The 15,600-nt window shown below is 60.3% G+C and carries 16 protein-coding genes; 7 read left to right on the top strand and 9 right to left on the bottom strand.

Going from position 1 to position 15,600, the window contains the following annotated elements; translation table 11 throughout:
- Positions 1–50: 50 nt before the first annotated feature.
- The 3 genes from KKQ10_RS10170 to KKQ10_RS10160 are packed head-to-tail and all read right to left on the bottom strand — an operon-like array spanning position 51 to position 2,035.
- Complete coding sequence (locus KKQ10_RS10170) at positions 51–452, bottom strand: ExbD/TolR family protein (RefSeq protein ID WP_003223575.1); 402 nt, start codon at positions 450–452, stop codon at positions 51–53.
- Positions 452–1,159: a MotA/TolQ/ExbB proton channel family protein gene (locus KKQ10_RS10165; protein ID WP_127652191.1), complete on the bottom strand. Its 708-nt coding sequence runs from the start codon at positions 1,157–1,159 to the stop codon at positions 452–454. Before KKQ10_RS10165 ends, KKQ10_RS10170 begins: the two co-directional genes overlap by 1 nt.
- A gap of 51 nt (positions 1,160–1,210) precedes the next feature.
- Complete coding sequence (locus tag KKQ10_RS10160; RefSeq protein ID WP_215501001.1) at positions 1,211–2,035, bottom strand: energy transducer TonB; 825 nt, start codon at positions 2,033–2,035, stop codon at positions 1,211–1,213.
- Positions 2,036–3,128: 1,093 nt separating this feature from the next.
- On the opposite strand from KKQ10_RS10160, the gene KKQ10_RS10155 reads away from it, so the two are divergent.
- Positions 3,129–3,752, top strand: coding sequence for a glutathione S-transferase N-terminal domain-containing protein (locus KKQ10_RS10155; protein ID WP_215501000.1), 624 nt, complete (start codon positions 3,129–3,131; stop codon positions 3,750–3,752).
- Between the two features lie 84 nt (positions 3,753–3,836).
- Here the strand turns inward: KKQ10_RS10155 and KKQ10_RS10150 are convergent, their stop codons facing one another.
- Positions 3,837–4,277: a CBS domain-containing protein gene (locus KKQ10_RS10150; RefSeq protein ID WP_215500999.1), complete on the bottom strand. Its 441-nt coding sequence runs from the start codon at positions 4,275–4,277 to the stop codon at positions 3,837–3,839.
- A 356-nt stretch (positions 4,278–4,633) separates the two neighbouring features.
- On the opposite strand from KKQ10_RS10150, the gene KKQ10_RS10145 reads away from it, so the two are divergent.
- Positions 4,634–6,994 (top strand): DNA polymerase II, encoded by a 2,361-nt coding sequence (locus KKQ10_RS10145; protein ID WP_164747915.1) that lies wholly within the window; start codon positions 4,634–4,636, stop codon positions 6,992–6,994.
- Here KKQ10_RS10145 and KKQ10_RS10140 read toward each other — a convergent pair.
- From KKQ10_RS10140 to KKQ10_RS10130, 3 genes are all read right to left on the bottom strand, one after another.
- The gene (locus KKQ10_RS10140) at positions 6,959–7,429 is read right to left on the bottom strand and encodes a DUF1810 domain-containing protein (protein WP_215500998.1); all 471 of its coding nucleotides are present in this window, start codon (positions 7,427–7,429) and stop codon (positions 6,959–6,961) included. The genes KKQ10_RS10145 and KKQ10_RS10140 overlap by 36 nt on opposite strands.
- Positions 7,430–7,457: 28 nt before the next feature.
- Positions 7,458–8,279, bottom strand: a complete 822-nt coding sequence (locus tag KKQ10_RS10135) for an aldo/keto reductase (protein ID WP_215500997.1) — start codon at positions 8,277–8,279, stop codon at positions 7,458–7,460.
- A gap of 165 nt (positions 8,280–8,444) precedes the next feature.
- Positions 8,445–9,593 carry an aldose epimerase family protein gene (locus KKQ10_RS10130; protein ID WP_215500996.1) on the bottom strand — a complete coding sequence of 383 codons (1,149 nt, stop codon included), beginning with the start codon at positions 9,591–9,593 and terminating at the stop codon, positions 8,445–8,447.
- 344 nt (positions 9,594–9,937) lie between these two features.
- Between KKQ10_RS10130 and KKQ10_RS10125 the strand changes: the two genes are divergently transcribed.
- The 3 genes from KKQ10_RS10125 (at position 9,938) to KKQ10_RS10115 (ending at position 12,034) form a co-directional block, all read left to right on the top strand.
- A complete protein-coding gene (locus tag KKQ10_RS10125) occupies positions 9,938–10,687 on the top strand; it encodes a hypothetical protein (protein WP_215500995.1) in 750 nt (249 codons plus the stop codon).
- Positions 10,688–10,924: 237 nt separating this feature from the next.
- The gene (locus KKQ10_RS10120) at positions 10,925–11,710 is read left to right on the top strand and encodes a sulfite exporter TauE/SafE family protein (protein WP_215500994.1); all 786 of its coding nucleotides are present in this window, start codon (positions 10,925–10,927) and stop codon (positions 11,708–11,710) included.
- A 9-nt stretch (positions 11,711–11,719) separates the two neighbouring features.
- Positions 11,720–12,034 carry a hypothetical protein gene (locus tag KKQ10_RS10115; protein ID WP_215500993.1) on the top strand — a complete coding sequence of 105 codons (315 nt, stop codon included), beginning with the start codon at positions 11,720–11,722 and terminating at the stop codon, positions 12,032–12,034.
- Positions 12,035–12,091: 57 nt separating this feature from the next.
- Here the strand turns inward: KKQ10_RS10115 and KKQ10_RS10110 are convergent, their stop codons facing one another.
- Positions 12,092–12,556: a GNAT family N-acetyltransferase gene (locus KKQ10_RS10110; protein ID WP_127652181.1), complete on the bottom strand. Its 465-nt coding sequence runs from the start codon at positions 12,554–12,556 to the stop codon at positions 12,092–12,094.
- Positions 12,557–12,763: 207 nt separating this feature from the next.
- Between KKQ10_RS10110 and KKQ10_RS10105 the strand changes: the two genes are divergently transcribed.
- Positions 12,764–13,330: a DUF4174 domain-containing protein gene (locus KKQ10_RS10105; RefSeq protein ID WP_127652180.1), complete on the top strand. Its 567-nt coding sequence runs from the start codon at positions 12,764–12,766 to the stop codon at positions 13,328–13,330.
- Between the two features lie 69 nt (positions 13,331–13,399).
- Here the strand turns inward: KKQ10_RS10105 and ampC are convergent, their stop codons facing one another.
- On the bottom strand, positions 13,400–14,566 hold the full coding sequence (gene ampC / locus KKQ10_RS10100) for a class C beta-lactamase (protein WP_215500992.1): 1,167 nt from the start codon (positions 14,564–14,566) through the stop codon (positions 13,400–13,402).
- 160 nt (positions 14,567–14,726) lie between these two features.
- Here ampC and KKQ10_RS10095 point away from each other — a divergent pair, with 160 nt between their 5' ends.
- The gene (locus tag KKQ10_RS10095; RefSeq protein ID WP_215500991.1) at positions 14,727–15,599 is read left to right on the top strand and encodes a LysR family transcriptional regulator; all 873 of its coding nucleotides are present in this window, start codon (positions 14,727–14,729) and stop codon (positions 15,597–15,599) included.
- Position 15,600 lies beyond the last annotated feature (1 nt).

Here is a 15,600-nt window from a genome sequence, read left to right as displayed (position 1 = left end):
TGCGATCTGCGGTGTCGGGCGCGGTTCTCAACGCGCGCCCGACACCGCACTCAGTGGGTGGTCATCACCGAAATCTTGCTGATGCCCGAGCGTTCGATGGACGCCATGGCCTTGGCCACCTGGCCGTAGTTGACGTTGGCGTCGGCCTGCAGCTGCACGCGCACTTCGGCGTCCTTGGCCTTGACCTCCTTGAGGCTGGCTTCCAGGGACTCCGGCGCAAGCTCGGTTTTTGCCAGATAGAACTTGCCGTCCTGATCGACGCTGACCACCACCGGGTCTTTCTTTTCGGCGGGAGCGACGGCGTCGGTTTTCGGCAAATTCACTTTGATCGCGTTGGTCATCAACGGCGCGGTAACGATGAACACCACCAGCAGCACCAGCATCACGTCCACCAGTGGCGTGACGTTCATTTCGCTGAGCACTTCATCGCTGTCTTGAGTGGAGAACGACATCAGCTGGCCTCCCGCACGGCGGCTGTGGTTTTGCTGGCGATGGCCTGACGGCTGATGGAAAACGCGCTGCGCGAGGCGAGGGCGTCGAAGTCGTGGGCGAAGTCATCCATGTCCGCCGAGGCCAGTTTCAGGCGGCGCAGAAAGAAGTTGTAAATCAGCACTGCCGGCACGGCGACGGCGATACCCACGCCGGTGGCGATCAGTGCATGGCCGATGGGGCCGGCGACCGCTTCAAGGCTGGCCGACCCGGTTTCGCCGATGCTTTGCAGGGCTTCCATGATGCCCCACACGGTGCCGAACAGACCAATGAACGGCGCGGTGCTGCCGATACTGGCGAGGATCGCCTGACCGTTTTCCAGGGAGCGGCGTTCCTTCTGGATCTGCTGGCGCAGGTTGCGTTCCAGACGATCCGAGCGGTTGATGGTGTGCGCCAGTTGTTGCGTGGTGCGCGGCGATTCTTCTACCAGCAAGGCTTCAAAACCGCTGCTGGCGATGCGCGCCAGCGAGCCCGGATACTGGCTGGCGTGTTCGGCGGCGGTGAGCAGGTCCGGCGCGCCCCAGAAGGCTTTGCTGAACTGTTTGTTCTGGGCTTTCTGGCGCAGGTATTGCGCCGACTTGACCAGCAGGATCGCCCAGCTGACCACGGAAAACAGCACCAGGCCCCAGAGCACACCGGGGACAATCATCGAAGACAGTGAAGGGTTCATGGCTACACCTCGCTTGCATTAAGTCGGTTGTGAGTTCGTTGGGATGTGCCGTTATTGCGGCAATTTGAAATCGATGGTCTGGGTGGCGAAGCCGTCAATCGGCGTGTCACCGCGCTTGGCCGGAATAAACTTCCAGTTCTTCACTGCGGCGACGGCGGCTTCATCCAGTTGTGGCTTGCCGCTGGACTTGGTCACCGTTACCGAACCGGCGCGACCGTTGGCCAACACCTGAATCCGCAGGACCACGCTGCCTTCCCAATTGCGCCGCAGTGCCAGCGACGGGTACTCCGGCGGCGGGTTGCCGAGGCTGGCGAGGCCGGAAATCGCTGCCGATTCCTTGACCGGCCCGGGCGCGGCGGCAGGGGCCGGTGGCGCGCTCGGTGTGGCCGGCGCAGCAGGGGCGGCCGGTTGTGCCGGGGCGGGCGGGGCCTTTGGCGGCTCGACCTTTTTCACCGGTTTGGGCTTCTCGACCGGTTTCGGTTTTTCGATCGGTTTGGGTTTCTCCACCGGTTTGGGCGGTGGCTTGACCGCGTCTTCGTCTTCCACCGGTTGTTCCGGCTCGGGCGGCGGTGGTGGCGGAGGCGGTGGCGGCGGTTCCGGCGTGGGCGGTGCCGGGGGCGTCGGGCTGGTCAGCTCGACGGTCATTTCCGGGATCTGCGGCGGTGTCGGCAGTGGCTCGGGCCGGGTCTGCTGGAGAAACCACCAGGCGCCGCCATGTATCAGCGCCGACACGGCCACCAGCAACAGCATCTGCTGTTTGTTCAAACCGCCAGGTTGCGAGGTATTGGCTGTGAAGGCCGGCCTGCCCGGTGGCGGCGGGATTGGCGCCTCCCGTAACGGTCCCGGCAGGGTTCTGTGCTTTACCGCGTCGTTCATTAAAGCTCCCTCGGGTTGATGAAGGGCAATAAGGTGCCGTCCGAACATTGGGGTGATGTTCGAGTGGGTGGGTGCAACTTTCTTCAAGGTGTGCGCAAGCCGATTGTTGAACTATCTATTCATCAGGCTTGGGCAAACTCACTGGTTTAGTGCCGTTGATTTTTTCTCATTAGCCATTCCCTGGTGTTGTTCTATGTAGGCGCAGCCTTTGGCAGCGCCTGCAGATGTTGCGGTCGAAGTTCGTTTAGCAACCGCTGTGCCAAATGTTGCTGAAATGTAGATCTGTTATTTCGCGGCTGTTACTCATGTCGCATTTATATAAGTTTTATTGGTCGGCCGGATTTTCTTTAGTGCGTGGCTGTCCACGGCCCCGAATACCGGGGCTTTTTTGCAGGCGAGTCAGACGGGGCGCTGTATCCGGCGAAATAGCCAGTCAGAGCAGCTGAGCTCGGGTCTGCCAGGGCATTTGATGGTGCGCGGCGGACTGATTTGGTGCGGGTCAATGTATTAGCGGGTCACAGGTCGTTTCCTTGTTCTTGTTCAATTGAAAACCATGTTCAAGTGTTCGTGAGTTGTAATCCTGGAGAGCGTTTTTGGTGCAATTAAAAAATGCGGGAAGTTATTGTTCGACAATCCTGCTATCGGTCGCTGAACGTCGTTCGCTCACTAACTTCATGCGTTGTATTTAAAAAATAAATAGTGTGTTGCCGCGGGCGCAATCAATTGCGCCAAACGCAGTGCATGACTGTTCGGTTCAGGTAATAAGGTAAATGTTTTGATGGCCGGGACTGTTCAGGCGAACTCGGCTTTGCGCGGATGAATACCCACAGGCCGTGAAGCGGCAGAGCGAATGAAGATTCACGCAGTGACCTCCTTGTTGCCAGCTCGGATACGCGAACTTTTGGTTCGGTATCGCACCTTACAAGAACGCGGATAGCGTTCGATGATTGCTCTTGGTGCGGGATGGGCACCGTAAGCGCTGTTTTGCGACGGTTGAATTCGCAAGTCGCAAATGCATGGGAAAAACGTGCCAAAGCGGATACACCCGCTATAAATAGGGCTACACCAGAACTGTCGGGATCGAGGAGGGGGCATGTATCAACTTTACGGGCACAGAAACTCGGGCGCAGCAGCCATCGAAGCGGCGCTGGAGTTGTGCCAGATCGCGTATCGCTTTATCGATATCGAAGCCTCGGCCGAAGCCGCCGAAGCATTGGCACGCCTCAATCCACTGAAACAGGTGCCGACCCTGCAATTGCCGGACGGCACTGCGATCACCGAGAGTGTGGCGATTCTGATTCACCTGGGCCTGAGCTTTCCCGGGTCCGGCTTGTTGCCGGCCAAGGCCGTCGATCGCGATCAGGCCATTCGCGGCATGGTCTACATCGCCAGTAATTGCTACGCCGCCATCGGTGTCATCGATTACCCCGAGCGCTGGCTGGTGATGCCCGACGAAGCCTCGCGGCAGAACCTGATGGCCGGCGCCCGCGAGCGCTTGCACTGGAGTTGGGAAGTGTTTGCCGACCAGTTTTCCGCCGAGCTGTACCTGGACGACGAAGCGCCCGGCGCGCTGGACGTGCTGGCGGCGGTGGTGACGCGCTGGGCGGGCAGCCGCGAGCATCTGCGCCAGACTCGCCCGGGGTTTTATGCGTGGTTGCAGCGCATTGACCGGCATCCGGTGCTGGCACCGGTGTTTGCCCGGCATTGGCCCACCTGAAAAGATCAAAAGATCGCAGCCTTCGGCAGCTCCTACACTGCTTTCTGTAGGAGCTGCCGAAGGCTGCGATCTTTTGCTGTGCTGTTATTCCCCGCGAATGTACTGCTCCAACTGCTTGATCAGCTCCGCCTGTTCGGCAATCGCCTCTTTCACCAGGTCGCCGATCGACAGCAGGCCGATCAGCTTGCCGTTCTCCACCACCGGCAAGTGCCGCAGGCGTTTGTCGGACATGATCCCCAGGCAGGTGTCGACGGTCTGGTGGGTGTCCACGGTGATGACGTCCTTCACCATGATGTCGCGCACTGGTGTGCCGACCGATGAGCGCCCGTGCAGCACCAGTTTGCGCGCGTAGTCGCGTTCGCTGATGATGCCGACCACTTTGTCGTCCTCGACCACCAGCAAGGCCCCGACGTTTTTTTCGGCCATCTTCATCAGCGCTTCGAGCACCATGTGACCGGGTTTGATCTGGTGCACTTCCTGATTGTTCTGATCTTTGAGCTTGAGCAGTTGGGCGACGGTCTTCATGGCGGTTTCTCAGGTGTTGTCGTTGTTCTTCAAGCATCGTAGACCCTTGCGCGCAGGGCAAGGTGGCAAAGCGGCAGATAGCACGCAAAAAACGTCATTTGCCGAATTTTCTTGCCCCCAAACCTGCGGAACGGTGAACGACGTTTGTGGCGAGGGGGCTTGCCCCCGTTCGGCTGCGAAGCAGTCGTAAATTCACGGCCTCAATTATCTGGCCGAGCTGATACGCAGGATTGGGCCTGCTGCGCGGGCCGACGGGGGCAAGCCCCCTCACCATAGGAGTCAGGTCAACAGGGAAACCCTGTATCAGCAAGGGCAGCGTAGAATGCCCCTCTGATTCAATTCCTGAGGTCGCAGTGGTGGATTTACAGCAGGGCTTCGTCCTGACCCGGCATTGGCGCGATACCCCGGCCGGCACCGAAGTCGAGTTCTGGCTGGCGACCGACGCCGGGCCGCGCCGTGTGCGACTGGCGCCGCAGACGTCGGTGGCGTTTATCCCCGCCGCACAGCGCGAGGCGGCCGAGCGTCTGCTGCAGGACGAAAAAAACGTCGAACTGCGCCCGTTGGCGCTGCAGGATTTTGAACATCGCCCGGTGCTCGGGCTGTATTGCCAGCAACATGGGCAGTTGCTGCGTCTGGAAACCGCGCTCAGTCGCGCCGGTGTCGACGTCTTCGAAGCCGATGTGCGCCCGCCCGAGCGCTACCTGATGGAGCGTTTCATCACCGCGCCGGTGCTGTTCAGCGGTACCGCCGATGCCGATGGCGTGCTGCTCAATGCCCAGCTCAAACCTGATCCAAAATACCGACCGCAACTACGGCTGGTCTCGCTGGACATCGAAACCACCGAAACCGGCGAGCTGTATTCCATCGCTCTGGAAGGCTGCGGCCAGCGTCAGGTGTACATGCTCGGCGCGCCCAACGGTGACGCGAGCATCGTCGACTTCGATCTGGAATATTGCGATTCGCGCACCGTCATCCTGAAGAAACTCAACGCCTGGTTCGCTCGGCATGACCCCGATGCAATCATCGGCTGGAACCTGGTGCAGTTCGATTTGCGCATCCTCCACGAACACGCGCGGCGCCTCGGGGTGCCGCTGAAAATCGGCCGTGGCGGCGATGAAATGCAGTGGCGCGAACACGGCAGTCGCACCCATTTCTTTGCCTCGGCAGCGGGGCGGTTGATCATCGACGGCATCGAATCGCTGCGTTCGGCGACCTGGAGTTTCCCTTCGTTCAGCCTGGAAAACGTCGCCCAGACCCTGCTCGGCGAAGGCAAGTCGATCGACAACCCGTACCAGCGCATGGACGAAATCAACCGCATGTTCGCCGAGGACAAACCGGCGCTCGCCAAGTACAACCTCAAGGACTGCGAACTGGTCACGCGGATCTTCGCCAAGACCGAACTGCTGACGTTTTTGCTCGAACGTGCCAGCGTCACGGGTCTGCCGGCGGATCGCAGCGGTGGCTCGGTGGCGGCGTTCACCCATTTGTATATGCCGCTGATGCACCGTCAGGGTTTTGTGGCACCGAACCTGGGGACCAATCCGCCACAGGCCAGCCCGGGCGGCTTCGTCATGGATTCGCAGCCGGGGCTGTACGAGTCGGTGCTGGTGCTTGATTACAAGAGCCTGTATCCGTCGATCATCCGCACCTTTCTGATCGACCCGGTGGGGTTGATTGAAGGCCTGCAACACCCGAACGATGCGGATTCGGTGCCGGGGTTTCGCGGCGCGCGTTTCTCACGCACACGGCATTGCCTGCCGTCGATTGTCGCGCGGGTTGCCGAAGGCCGCGAGACCGCCAAGCGTGAGCACAACGCGCCACTGTCGCAGGCGCTGAAAATCATCATGAACGCCTTCTATGGCGTGCTCGGTTCCAGCGGTTGCCGGTTTTTCGATACGCGCCTGGCGTCGTCGATCACCCTGCGCGGCCACGAGATCATGCTGCGCACGCGCCAGCTCATCGAAGCGCAGGGCCATGCGGTGATCTACGGCGACACCGACTCGACCTTCGTCTGGCTGCGCCGCCCGCATGGGCAGGACGAAGCGGCGCAGATCGGTCAGGCGCTGGTCAAACACGTCAACGATTGGTGGCGCGAGCACGTGCGCGAGGAATACGGCCTGCAAAGCGCCCTCGAATTGCAGTACGAAACCCACTACAAACGCTTTCTGATGCCGACCATTCGCGGCGCGGAAGAGGGCAGCAAGAAGCGCTACGCCGGACTGGTGACCCGTTCGGACGGCAGCGAAGAAATGGTCTACAAGGGCCTGGAAACCGTGCGCACCGACTGGTCGCTGCTGGCGCGGCAGTTCCAGCAGGAACTCTACGAGCGGATCTTCCAACGCAAGCCGTATCAGGATTACGTGCGCGACTACGTGCGCAAGACCCTGGCCGGCGAATTCGACGAGCGACTGGTCTATCGCAAGCGCTTGCGTCGCACCCTCGACGACTATGAACGCAACGTGCCGCCGCATGTTCGCGCCGCACGGCTGGCCGACGATTACAACGCGCAGCACGGTCGCCCGCGGCAGTACCAGAACGGTGGCTGGATCAGTTACGTCATCACCCTGGCCGGGCCGGAACCGCTGGAAGTGCGCCGCGCCGCGATCGACTACGACCACTACATCACCCGTCAGCTGCAACCGGTGGCGGACGCGATTCTGCCGTTTGTCGACGACGATTTCTCAACCCTGATCGGGGGGCAACTGGGCCTGTTTTGAGTCCAGCAGTTGCAGGGTCCATTCGTCGAGAATTCCATGGAAGTAGCGTTTGAGTGCCTGATTGAACGGGCCGTCGTCGGCGCTGAACTGCGCAAACAGGGTCATCGAGGAGTGGAATTTCAGGTCATCAGGGTGGCCGAAAATCTCGGCAATCGAACGCTGGCGGATGTTCAGCACCAACTGCGTGCAGGTTCGCAGTCGTGCGCCGAGCAGGTCGTGGGCCAGATAGGCCCGGGCCTCCGCGGCGGACTGAATGGCGAAGCGCCGGGACATCTCGCTGCCACCCAGGCCGGCGAACTGCGGGAACACAAACCACATCCAGTGGCTGCGCTTGCGCCCCTCGCCGAGCTCACGCTGGACCCGTTCGAACACCGGGTCCTGGGCCAGGACGAAACGCTGCAGGTTGAACGGGTCGTACTGATCAGTGCTTCTCATGACGAAGCCCTCGCCAGCGGTCAGCGACTCAGACCATCGCCAGCCGCTGCTTGCGTTGTGGCGCTTTGAATACCTGGTCCAGCGCCGCCAGATCCCCGGCATCCAGTTGCAACTGCGCCGCTTGTGCATTGAGTTGCACGTGTTCCGGTCGCACAGCCTTGGGAATCGCAATCACCCCATCCTGACGCAGAATCCACGCCAGTGAAACCTGCGCCGGGGTCACGTTGTGACGAGCGGCAATCTGCTTGAGCAGCGGTTCAGCGAGCATCGCGCCGCCCTGGCCGATCGGGCAGTACGCCATCAACGGCATGCGCTGCTGTTGGCACCAGGGCAGCAGATCGAATTCGATGCCGCGCTCTTCCAGGTTGTACAGCACCTGATTGGTGGCGCAGGCCGGGGAGGACAGTTCTTCGAGGTCGTCGACATCGAAATTCGACACGCCCCAACGACCGATCTTGCCGTCCTCGCGCAGACGCTCGAAGGCCTCGACGGTTTCTTCCAGTGGGTACTGGCCGCGCCAGTGCAGCAGATAGAGGTCGATGTAATCGGTGTCGAGCCGACGCAGGCTGCGTTCGCAGGCTTGCGGGATGCCTTTGCGGCTGGCGTTGTGCGGATAGACCTTGCTCACCAGAAACACTTGGTCGCGCAGGCCGGCGATGGCTTCGCCGACGACTGATTCGGCACCGCCCTCGGCGTACATTTCTGCCGTGTCGATGAGACTCATGCCCAGTTCGATACCTTGACGCAACGCGGCCACTTCACGCTTGTGCGCCGAGCGGTCTTCGCCCATGCGCCAGGTGCCCTGGCCAATCACCGGAACCTGCACGCCTGCCAGTTCGAGGGTACGCATTCAAACCTCCTGTCCTGATGGTCGATACCTTAGTGGGCAGCAGGATAGCGCAGGGGTTCCATGGGGCTCAAAAGCAAAAGATCGCAGCCTGCGGCAGCGCCTACAGTGGGACCGTGTTTCCCTTGTAGGAGCTGCCGCAGGCTGCGATCTTTTGATCTTCAGCTTTTATTTGGCAGAAAACTTCAGCACCACGCTATGGCTGTAAGTCTGCCCCGGATCCAGCCGCGTGCTCGGGAAATCCGGCTGATTCGGCGAATCCGGATAGTGCTGGGTCTCCAGGGTAAACGCGCCCCAATGCGGATAGACCTTGCCACCCTTGCCCTTGACGGTGCCGTCAAGGAAGTTGCTGGTGTAGAACTGCACGCCCGGCTCGCTGGTGTACAACTGCAGATGGCGCCCGGACTGCGGATCGCTGACTTCGGCGGCGACTTTGCTCACATCACCTTTTGTATCCAGTACCCAGTTGAAATCGAAGCCGCCCTGTTTCGGCTCGGCGAATTTCAGCTGTGGATGATCAGCCTTGATGTGGGTGCCGATGGCAGTGGGCTGGGTGAAATCCATCGGCGTGCCGGCCACGGGGGCCAGTTCGCCGGTGGGGATCAGCTTGCCGGTGACCGGGGTGTAATGGCTGGCGTGCAAGGTAGCAACCTGCTTGAGGATGTCGCCATTGCCGGCGCCGGCCAGGTTGAAGTAGCTGTGGTTGGTCAGGTTCAGCACCGTCGGTTTATCGGTGTTGGCCTTGTAGTCGATGCGCAGCTCGTTGCTGTCGGTCAGGCGATAGGTCACTTGTGTGGTGAGATTGCCGGGGAAGCCCATTTCGCCGTCCGCCGACAGGTAGGTCAGGGTCACACCGACCGAGTCCTTGTCTTTGACCGGCTCGGCTTTCCAGACCTTTTTGTCAAAACCCAGCGTGCCGCCGTGCAAGGCGTTGGACTTGTCGTTCTGTGGCACCTGATAGCGTTTGCCGTCGAGTTCGAACGCGCCGTCGGCCAGGCGATTGCCGAAGCGGCCGATGGTTGCGCCGAAATAGGCGGTGCCTTTCTGGTAGCCCTGGACATCATCAAAACCCAGCACCACGTCGGTGGACTTGCCGTGTTTGTCCGGTACCAGCAGCGATTGCAGGGTGGCGCCGTAGGTGATCACGGTCGCCTGCATGCCGTGGCTGTTGCGCAGGATGTATTGCTCGACGGGCGTGCCGTCGTTGGTTTTGCCGAAGGCTTTGTGTTCGGCGGTCAGGCCCGCCGCGTTGGCGGAAAGGGTGGCGATCATCAGGGACAGTCCGAGGCCGGAAAGCAGGTGACGTGATTGAAGCATGGTTGACCTTCCTTTTTGTTGTTGTTTTGAAAAGACCACGACTCCCTGTAGGAGCTGCCGCAGGCTGCGATCTTTTGATCTTGATTCTAAAAACGAAGATCAAAAGATCGCAGCCTGCGGCAGCTCCTACAGGTTAACTAGTCAATCTATTTACGTCGTGAAAGAAGATTTATAGCTTGTTCATCGTTTATTTCAACAATAAAGACTGACTAATTTGCTTGGCGTTCCTTCGCCAGATATCAGCCGGGAACACTCGCCACTGCACTTTTTCGCAATTAACGGCTCTATCCATGGCCAGGATGCGGCGACGCCCGCCGCGCAGGAATGTGCCCGTTCGAGAATTCATGCCGAGAGTTTGTGACCTGATCGCTGCTGTTGTTCGCCGCCCGTGCCTGCTGTTGGCGTGTCTGTCGTCGTTGCTGTTCAGCGGCTGCAGCCACCAGGATGGCAACGGTTTTATTGCTCAGATGCGTGAAGGGCAGCCGCAGGAATTCTTGCAGACCAGTGTCGACCGCATGGCCACGTTGGCGATGCGCGACAACCTCAACAGTCTTTACCGGTTGATGGGCAAGCTGTATCTGCGCAACCCGCAAGAGCTGCGCAAGTCGGGCTTCCTCGACATCAGCACCGCCGTAAAACAAGTGCGCCTGGCAGTCGAGCAGCAGCAACCGTTGCCGGTGCTGGGTGGGCGCAAGGATCTGGCGGCACTCAGTTACGCGATGAGTCCGGAGTTTCTCGGTGATCGGGTCGGCGCGTTCATTTATGCCATCGGCAGCATGCTGGTCACCGCCCACGGCAACCGTGTCGAGTTCTACATGACCGATGCGATCAACCCGACCTTCGTGCATAACGCCGCGCGCAACATCGAGAAAGCGACGTGGATTCTGGCGCAGCGGCAGAACAAGGAAGGCCAGCCGCTGCTGTTCTCCAATGAAATTTCGGAGGAGGGCAGCAACCTGAGTTTCGCCACCGAGTTCGGCAAGATCGTCGCGCGGCTCGACTTGCTGACGCAGATGCTCGATGAGCGCTACCGGCGCATTGGCCTGAATTACGCGCAAAGTCTGCTGTTCCTGAACTTCCTCCCGGTTCAATAAACGCTACCGCGGGCTGTAAACTTCTTTCCCCTGCGGGACCGAGCCTGCTCGCGAAAGCGCCGTATCAGCCACATCATTGCTGACTGACAGGCCGCCATTCGCGAGCAGGCTCGCTCCTACAAAGGCTTCTGTCTGTCTTGCAAAGGCATAACGATAGACCGCATCGATATATGTGGTTATATGAAAAATCGCTATGCTGCGGACCAGATTTTTCCTGTCGTTTTTCTGGACGTCTTAATGGAATTGGCAAATTTCGGCCTGATCATCGCCGGGCTGGTGGTGGGTTTTATTGTCGGCATGACCGGCGTCGGCGGCGGTTCGTTGATGACGCCGATCCTGCTGTGGTTCGGCATCAACCCGGCAACCGCAGTGGGCACTGACCTGTTGTACGCAGCCATTACCAAATCCAGTGGCGTGCTCGTTCACAAAAAGAACAACAACATCGACTGGGCCATCACCGGTTGGCTGACTCTGGGCAGCGTACCGGCGGTCGCCATGACCTTGTGGTTCCTCAGTACCCTGCACACCGCGCCCGAGGCGATGAACGCGATCATCAAACAAGCCCTGGGCTTCGTGCTGTTCGCCACAGCACTGGCAATTCTGTTCAAGAAACGCTTGCTGGAATTCGCTCACAAACGCGCCGGCGGCAACTACAACCCGAGCGGCGTGCGCCTGAATGTGATGACGGTGATCACCGGCCTGATCCTCGGCACCATGGTCGCCCTGACCTCGATCGGGGCCGGCGCCCTCGGCACAGTCGCGTTGTTCATCCTCTATCCGCTGCTGCCGACCCGCCGCCTGGTCGGCACCGAAATCGCCCACGCCGTGCCACTGACCCTGGTTGCCGGCCTCGGCCACGCGAGCATGGGCAACATGGATTGGGGCGTGCTGGCCTTCCTGCTGATGGGGTCGCTGCCGGGCATCTGGCTCGGCAGCCACCTGACCGGGCGCATTTCCGATGAATTGCTGCGCCCGTGCCTGGCGACCATGCTGCTGCTGATCGGCTACAAACTGGCGTTCTGATCGATAGCCATGAGCGAAACCACCCTGCACTGCAACGAGCGTCTGGCCATCACCGTCGAACCCCGGGAAATGCGCATGAGCCACTGGCTGTATGCGCCACGGGTGGTCGATCAACGGAGCGGGCGGGAGCTGCTGGATTTGAGTGACAGCCTGTGGGACCTGATTGCCACGGCCGATGAAACGGCCAGTGGCATTGATCTGTTGCTGCGCAAATATCCGGGTGATCGGCCGGCGGTAACGTTGAGTATCAGCCTGGAGGATGGGCAGCTCAGGATTGCCGGGCGCCAAGTCGATGCTTCAGTGCTGGCGTCCGTGCTGGACTGAACGCACTGAACCGTTGTGGCGAGGGAGCAAGCTCCCTCGCCACAGGATCAAAACCCATCAGCGCTGGATGACAAACTTCATCACCGTCACCGGCAGATCGTCGTACAGCAGATCCTCGATCACCTCCCAACCCAGTCGCGCGTACAGCGATTGCGCCGCGTCGGTGTACAGATACAACTGCGACACGCCCAGCGCCGCCGCCTCATCGACAATCCTGTTGACCAGCTGCGATGCGACTCCGCGCCCGCGATCCTCAGCCTTCACATAGACCCCCGCCAGCCACGGCGTCAGTTGCGGGCGGATCTTCATGTCACTGTCGATCAGCAGCGCGCCACCGAGCAATCTGCCGTCTTCAATGGCCACCACCGCGCAGGGAATCGCGCCCTTGCCGCAAGCCGCGCGCATCCGCACGGTACGGGCCTCAAGGGTATCGCCGTCACGGAATTCGCCCCATTCCTTGAAATTGAGCGCGGCCAGTTCCTCAATCAGATGCGGGTGATCGCACAGGTAGTCGATGTGCATACGCAGAACTCCATTTCGTCGGTCGAACTGCCACCCTAATGCGGTCATAAAAGGTAATCAAATCCACCTCACGATTGCGCGCATCCGGTTGCGCAATGACGGGGCTGACCTAAGCTTCTGGCAAGGCGAAACATATTTGCCGGGCCTGCCCGGAACAATCGCCACGATGCGCAATCATTAGAGCGTGGATATCAAAAGGAGATGCGCATGCTCATCAGGTCACTGACCCTGACACTCTTGCTGGCGATTGCCGGCCCCTTGTTCGCCGCAGACAACGATTCGCCCATCGCCGGGGACCTGGGCAGATCCCGACCGTTGATCGTGATTGCTTCAAGCACCGTCGACCCGGTGTGGGTGGGGCTGAAAAAGTCGCTGGAAGATCCGGCGAACAAGAAGGGCGTCACCGATCGCAACATCAAGGTCTACACCATTCTCAATATGGCCGGACAGCTCGACGGCAAGGACCTCGGCCAGCAGGACACCATGGCCCTGTTGCGTTCGCTGAAGCTGGGCGCCGGGGCGTACCCGAAAGTGTTCCTGCTCGGCAAGGACGGCGAGACCAAACTCTCGGCCTCGGGCGATGAAGCAAAATCTGTGGACTTGAAGAAAGTCTTCGACACGGTTGATGCGTTGCCGGCGAGCGAAAAAGACATCGCGCCGCCAACGGTTGCAGCCCCTGCAACCACCGAACCGACGACCAAGAAAGGCGAGAAGGGCGCCAAGGTGACCAAACCGGCGAAACCGAGCAAGCCACCGGAAATGCCGGATGATTGATCCAGCGACCTGAAACAAAAAATGGGCGACCTCTGCAGGTCGCCCATTTTTATTGCCTTCTTTTGTGCTTCAGTCAGTCAGCGCGCTGAAGATGCTATGCGCAATCTTCACTCGCTCCGCGTTCGGGTAGTTCTTGTTCGCCAGAATCACGATGCCGAGGTCTTTCGACGGCACGAAGGCCACGTACGCACCGAAGCCGCCGGTGGCGCCGGTTTTGTTGTACAGCACATTGGCCGGTTCCGGCTGTGGCGAGACCAGCCATTTGACCTTGTGCGCTTGCATCGTCATTTCCGTGGAGTTGCCGGCTTGCAGACGTTCGAGGCTGATCGGGTAGGGGTAGCGTTCCCAGCCCAGACCTTGGGTCATGTCGCCGACGGTGTAGTAGCCGGTGTGGGTGAGGGCGATGGCTTTTTGCAGGGGTGTTTCGAGTTTGGCGGTGTTGAGGTTGGCCTCGACGTATTGCAGCAGGTCGGCGGTGCTGGTTTTCACGCCGTAGGCTTCGGAATCGAGGGCGCCGGGGCTGACTCGAATCGGTTTGTTGTTCTTGTCGTAGCCCTGGGCGTAGAGCTTTTGTTCAGACGCCGGCACCGACAGGAAGGTGTGCTTGAGCCCGAGTTTCGGCAGCAGGGTTTCGGTCATGACCTGATTGAACGGCTGGCCGAGACTTTTTGCGGCCAGGTAACCGAACAGGCCGATGCTCGGATTGGAGTAGAGGCGATGGCTGTCGGCCGGAAAGGTCGGTTTCCACTGTTGGTAATAGCCGAGCATTTTGTCGGAAGAATCCGCAGCCTCCGGGAATTGCAGTGGCAGGCCGCCGGCGCTGTAGGTGCCCAGTTGCAGCAGGCTGATGTGATCAAAAGCGCTGCCTTTCAGCTCGGGCCAGTGCTGGCTGGCCTTGTCGGAGAATTCCAGTTTGCCGATGGCTTGTGCGTAACCGGCGAGTGTCGCGGTGTAGGTCTTGCTCACCGAGCCGACTTCAAACAGGGTGTTTTCGCTGACCGCTTGCCCGGTGTCCTTGGCCGCAACGCCGTAGTTAAAGTAATGCGCTTGACCGTTAACCGTGATCGCAACTGCCAGACCAGGGATGTGCTGTTGCTGCATCACCGGGGTCACGGCGTTTTTCACCACGGCTTGCAGTTGCTCGTCGGTGGGCGTGGCGGCGATGCACGCGGTAGCGCCGAAAAGCAGGCCAAAGGCACTGCAGGAAATGACTTTACTCGGATTGACGAAGGACATGAGTGAACCACTCTCCATGAGTGTTGATGGTGTTATCCCGCTACACTGCGGGCGATTTTCCTGTTGGGCGGCTGATCAGCGCCGTCAATTTAGGCAGTGCGGACGCAATCGGCAAACGATGAAATTTCGCATGAGCCATTAGAAAAATTTGGGACTGGGCATGATTCGACCTCAATTGCCGCTCAATGCACTGCGCGCGTTCGAAGCTTCGGCGCGGCATCTGAGCTTTACCCGTGCCGCCGTGGAGCTGTGCGTGACCCAGGCGGCGGTGAGCCATCAGGTCAAAAGCCTCGAAGCGCAACTCAACGTCACCCTGTTCAAGCGCCTGCCACGCGGGCTGATGCTCACCGGTGAAGGCGAAACCCTGTTGCCGGTGCTGACGACCTCGTTCGATCACATTGCGCAGATGCTCGAACGTCTGGCCGGTGGACAATACCGCGAAACGTTGACCGTCGGGGCGGTGGGGACGTTCGCGGTCGGCTGGTTGTTGCCGCGGCTGGCGGACTTTGAGGCGAAACATCCGCTGGTCGACTTGCGCCTGTCGACGCACAACAATCGGGTCGACGTCGCTGCCGAAGGGCTGGATTATGCGATTCGTTTCGGTGCCGGGGCGTGGCATGGCATCGAGGCCACGCGACTGCTCGACGCTCCACTGTCGGTATTGTGCGTGCCGGAAATCGCCCGGCAACTGCACACGCCGGGGGATCTGCTGCAACAGCGCTTGCTGCGCTCCTATCGCACCGATGAATGGCCGGAATGGTTTCACGCTGCCGGCCTGGCGACCCACGCGGCACCGCCGCAGAGCATTGTGTTCGACTCATCGCTGGCGATGATGGAGGCCGCGCTGCAGGGCAGCGGGGTGGCGCTGGCGCCGCCGTTGATGTTCGCCCGGCAACTGGCGGCGGACGTGATTCGCCAGCCGTTTGCGATTGAAATCACCACCGGCAGCTATTGGCTGACGCGGTTGCAATCGCGGTCGGAAACGGCGGCGATGACGGCGTTCAAACAGTGGCTGCTACAAATCACTGCCTGAC

Source organism: Pseudomonas sp. MG-9 (assembly GCF_018729515.1).
GTDB classification, from domain to species: Bacteria; Pseudomonadota; Gammaproteobacteria; order Pseudomonadales; family Pseudomonadaceae; genus Aquipseudomonas; species Aquipseudomonas serboccidentalis.
Note: the sequence above shows the minus strand (reverse complement) of the source record. Positions and strands in the feature narration are given on the sequence as shown.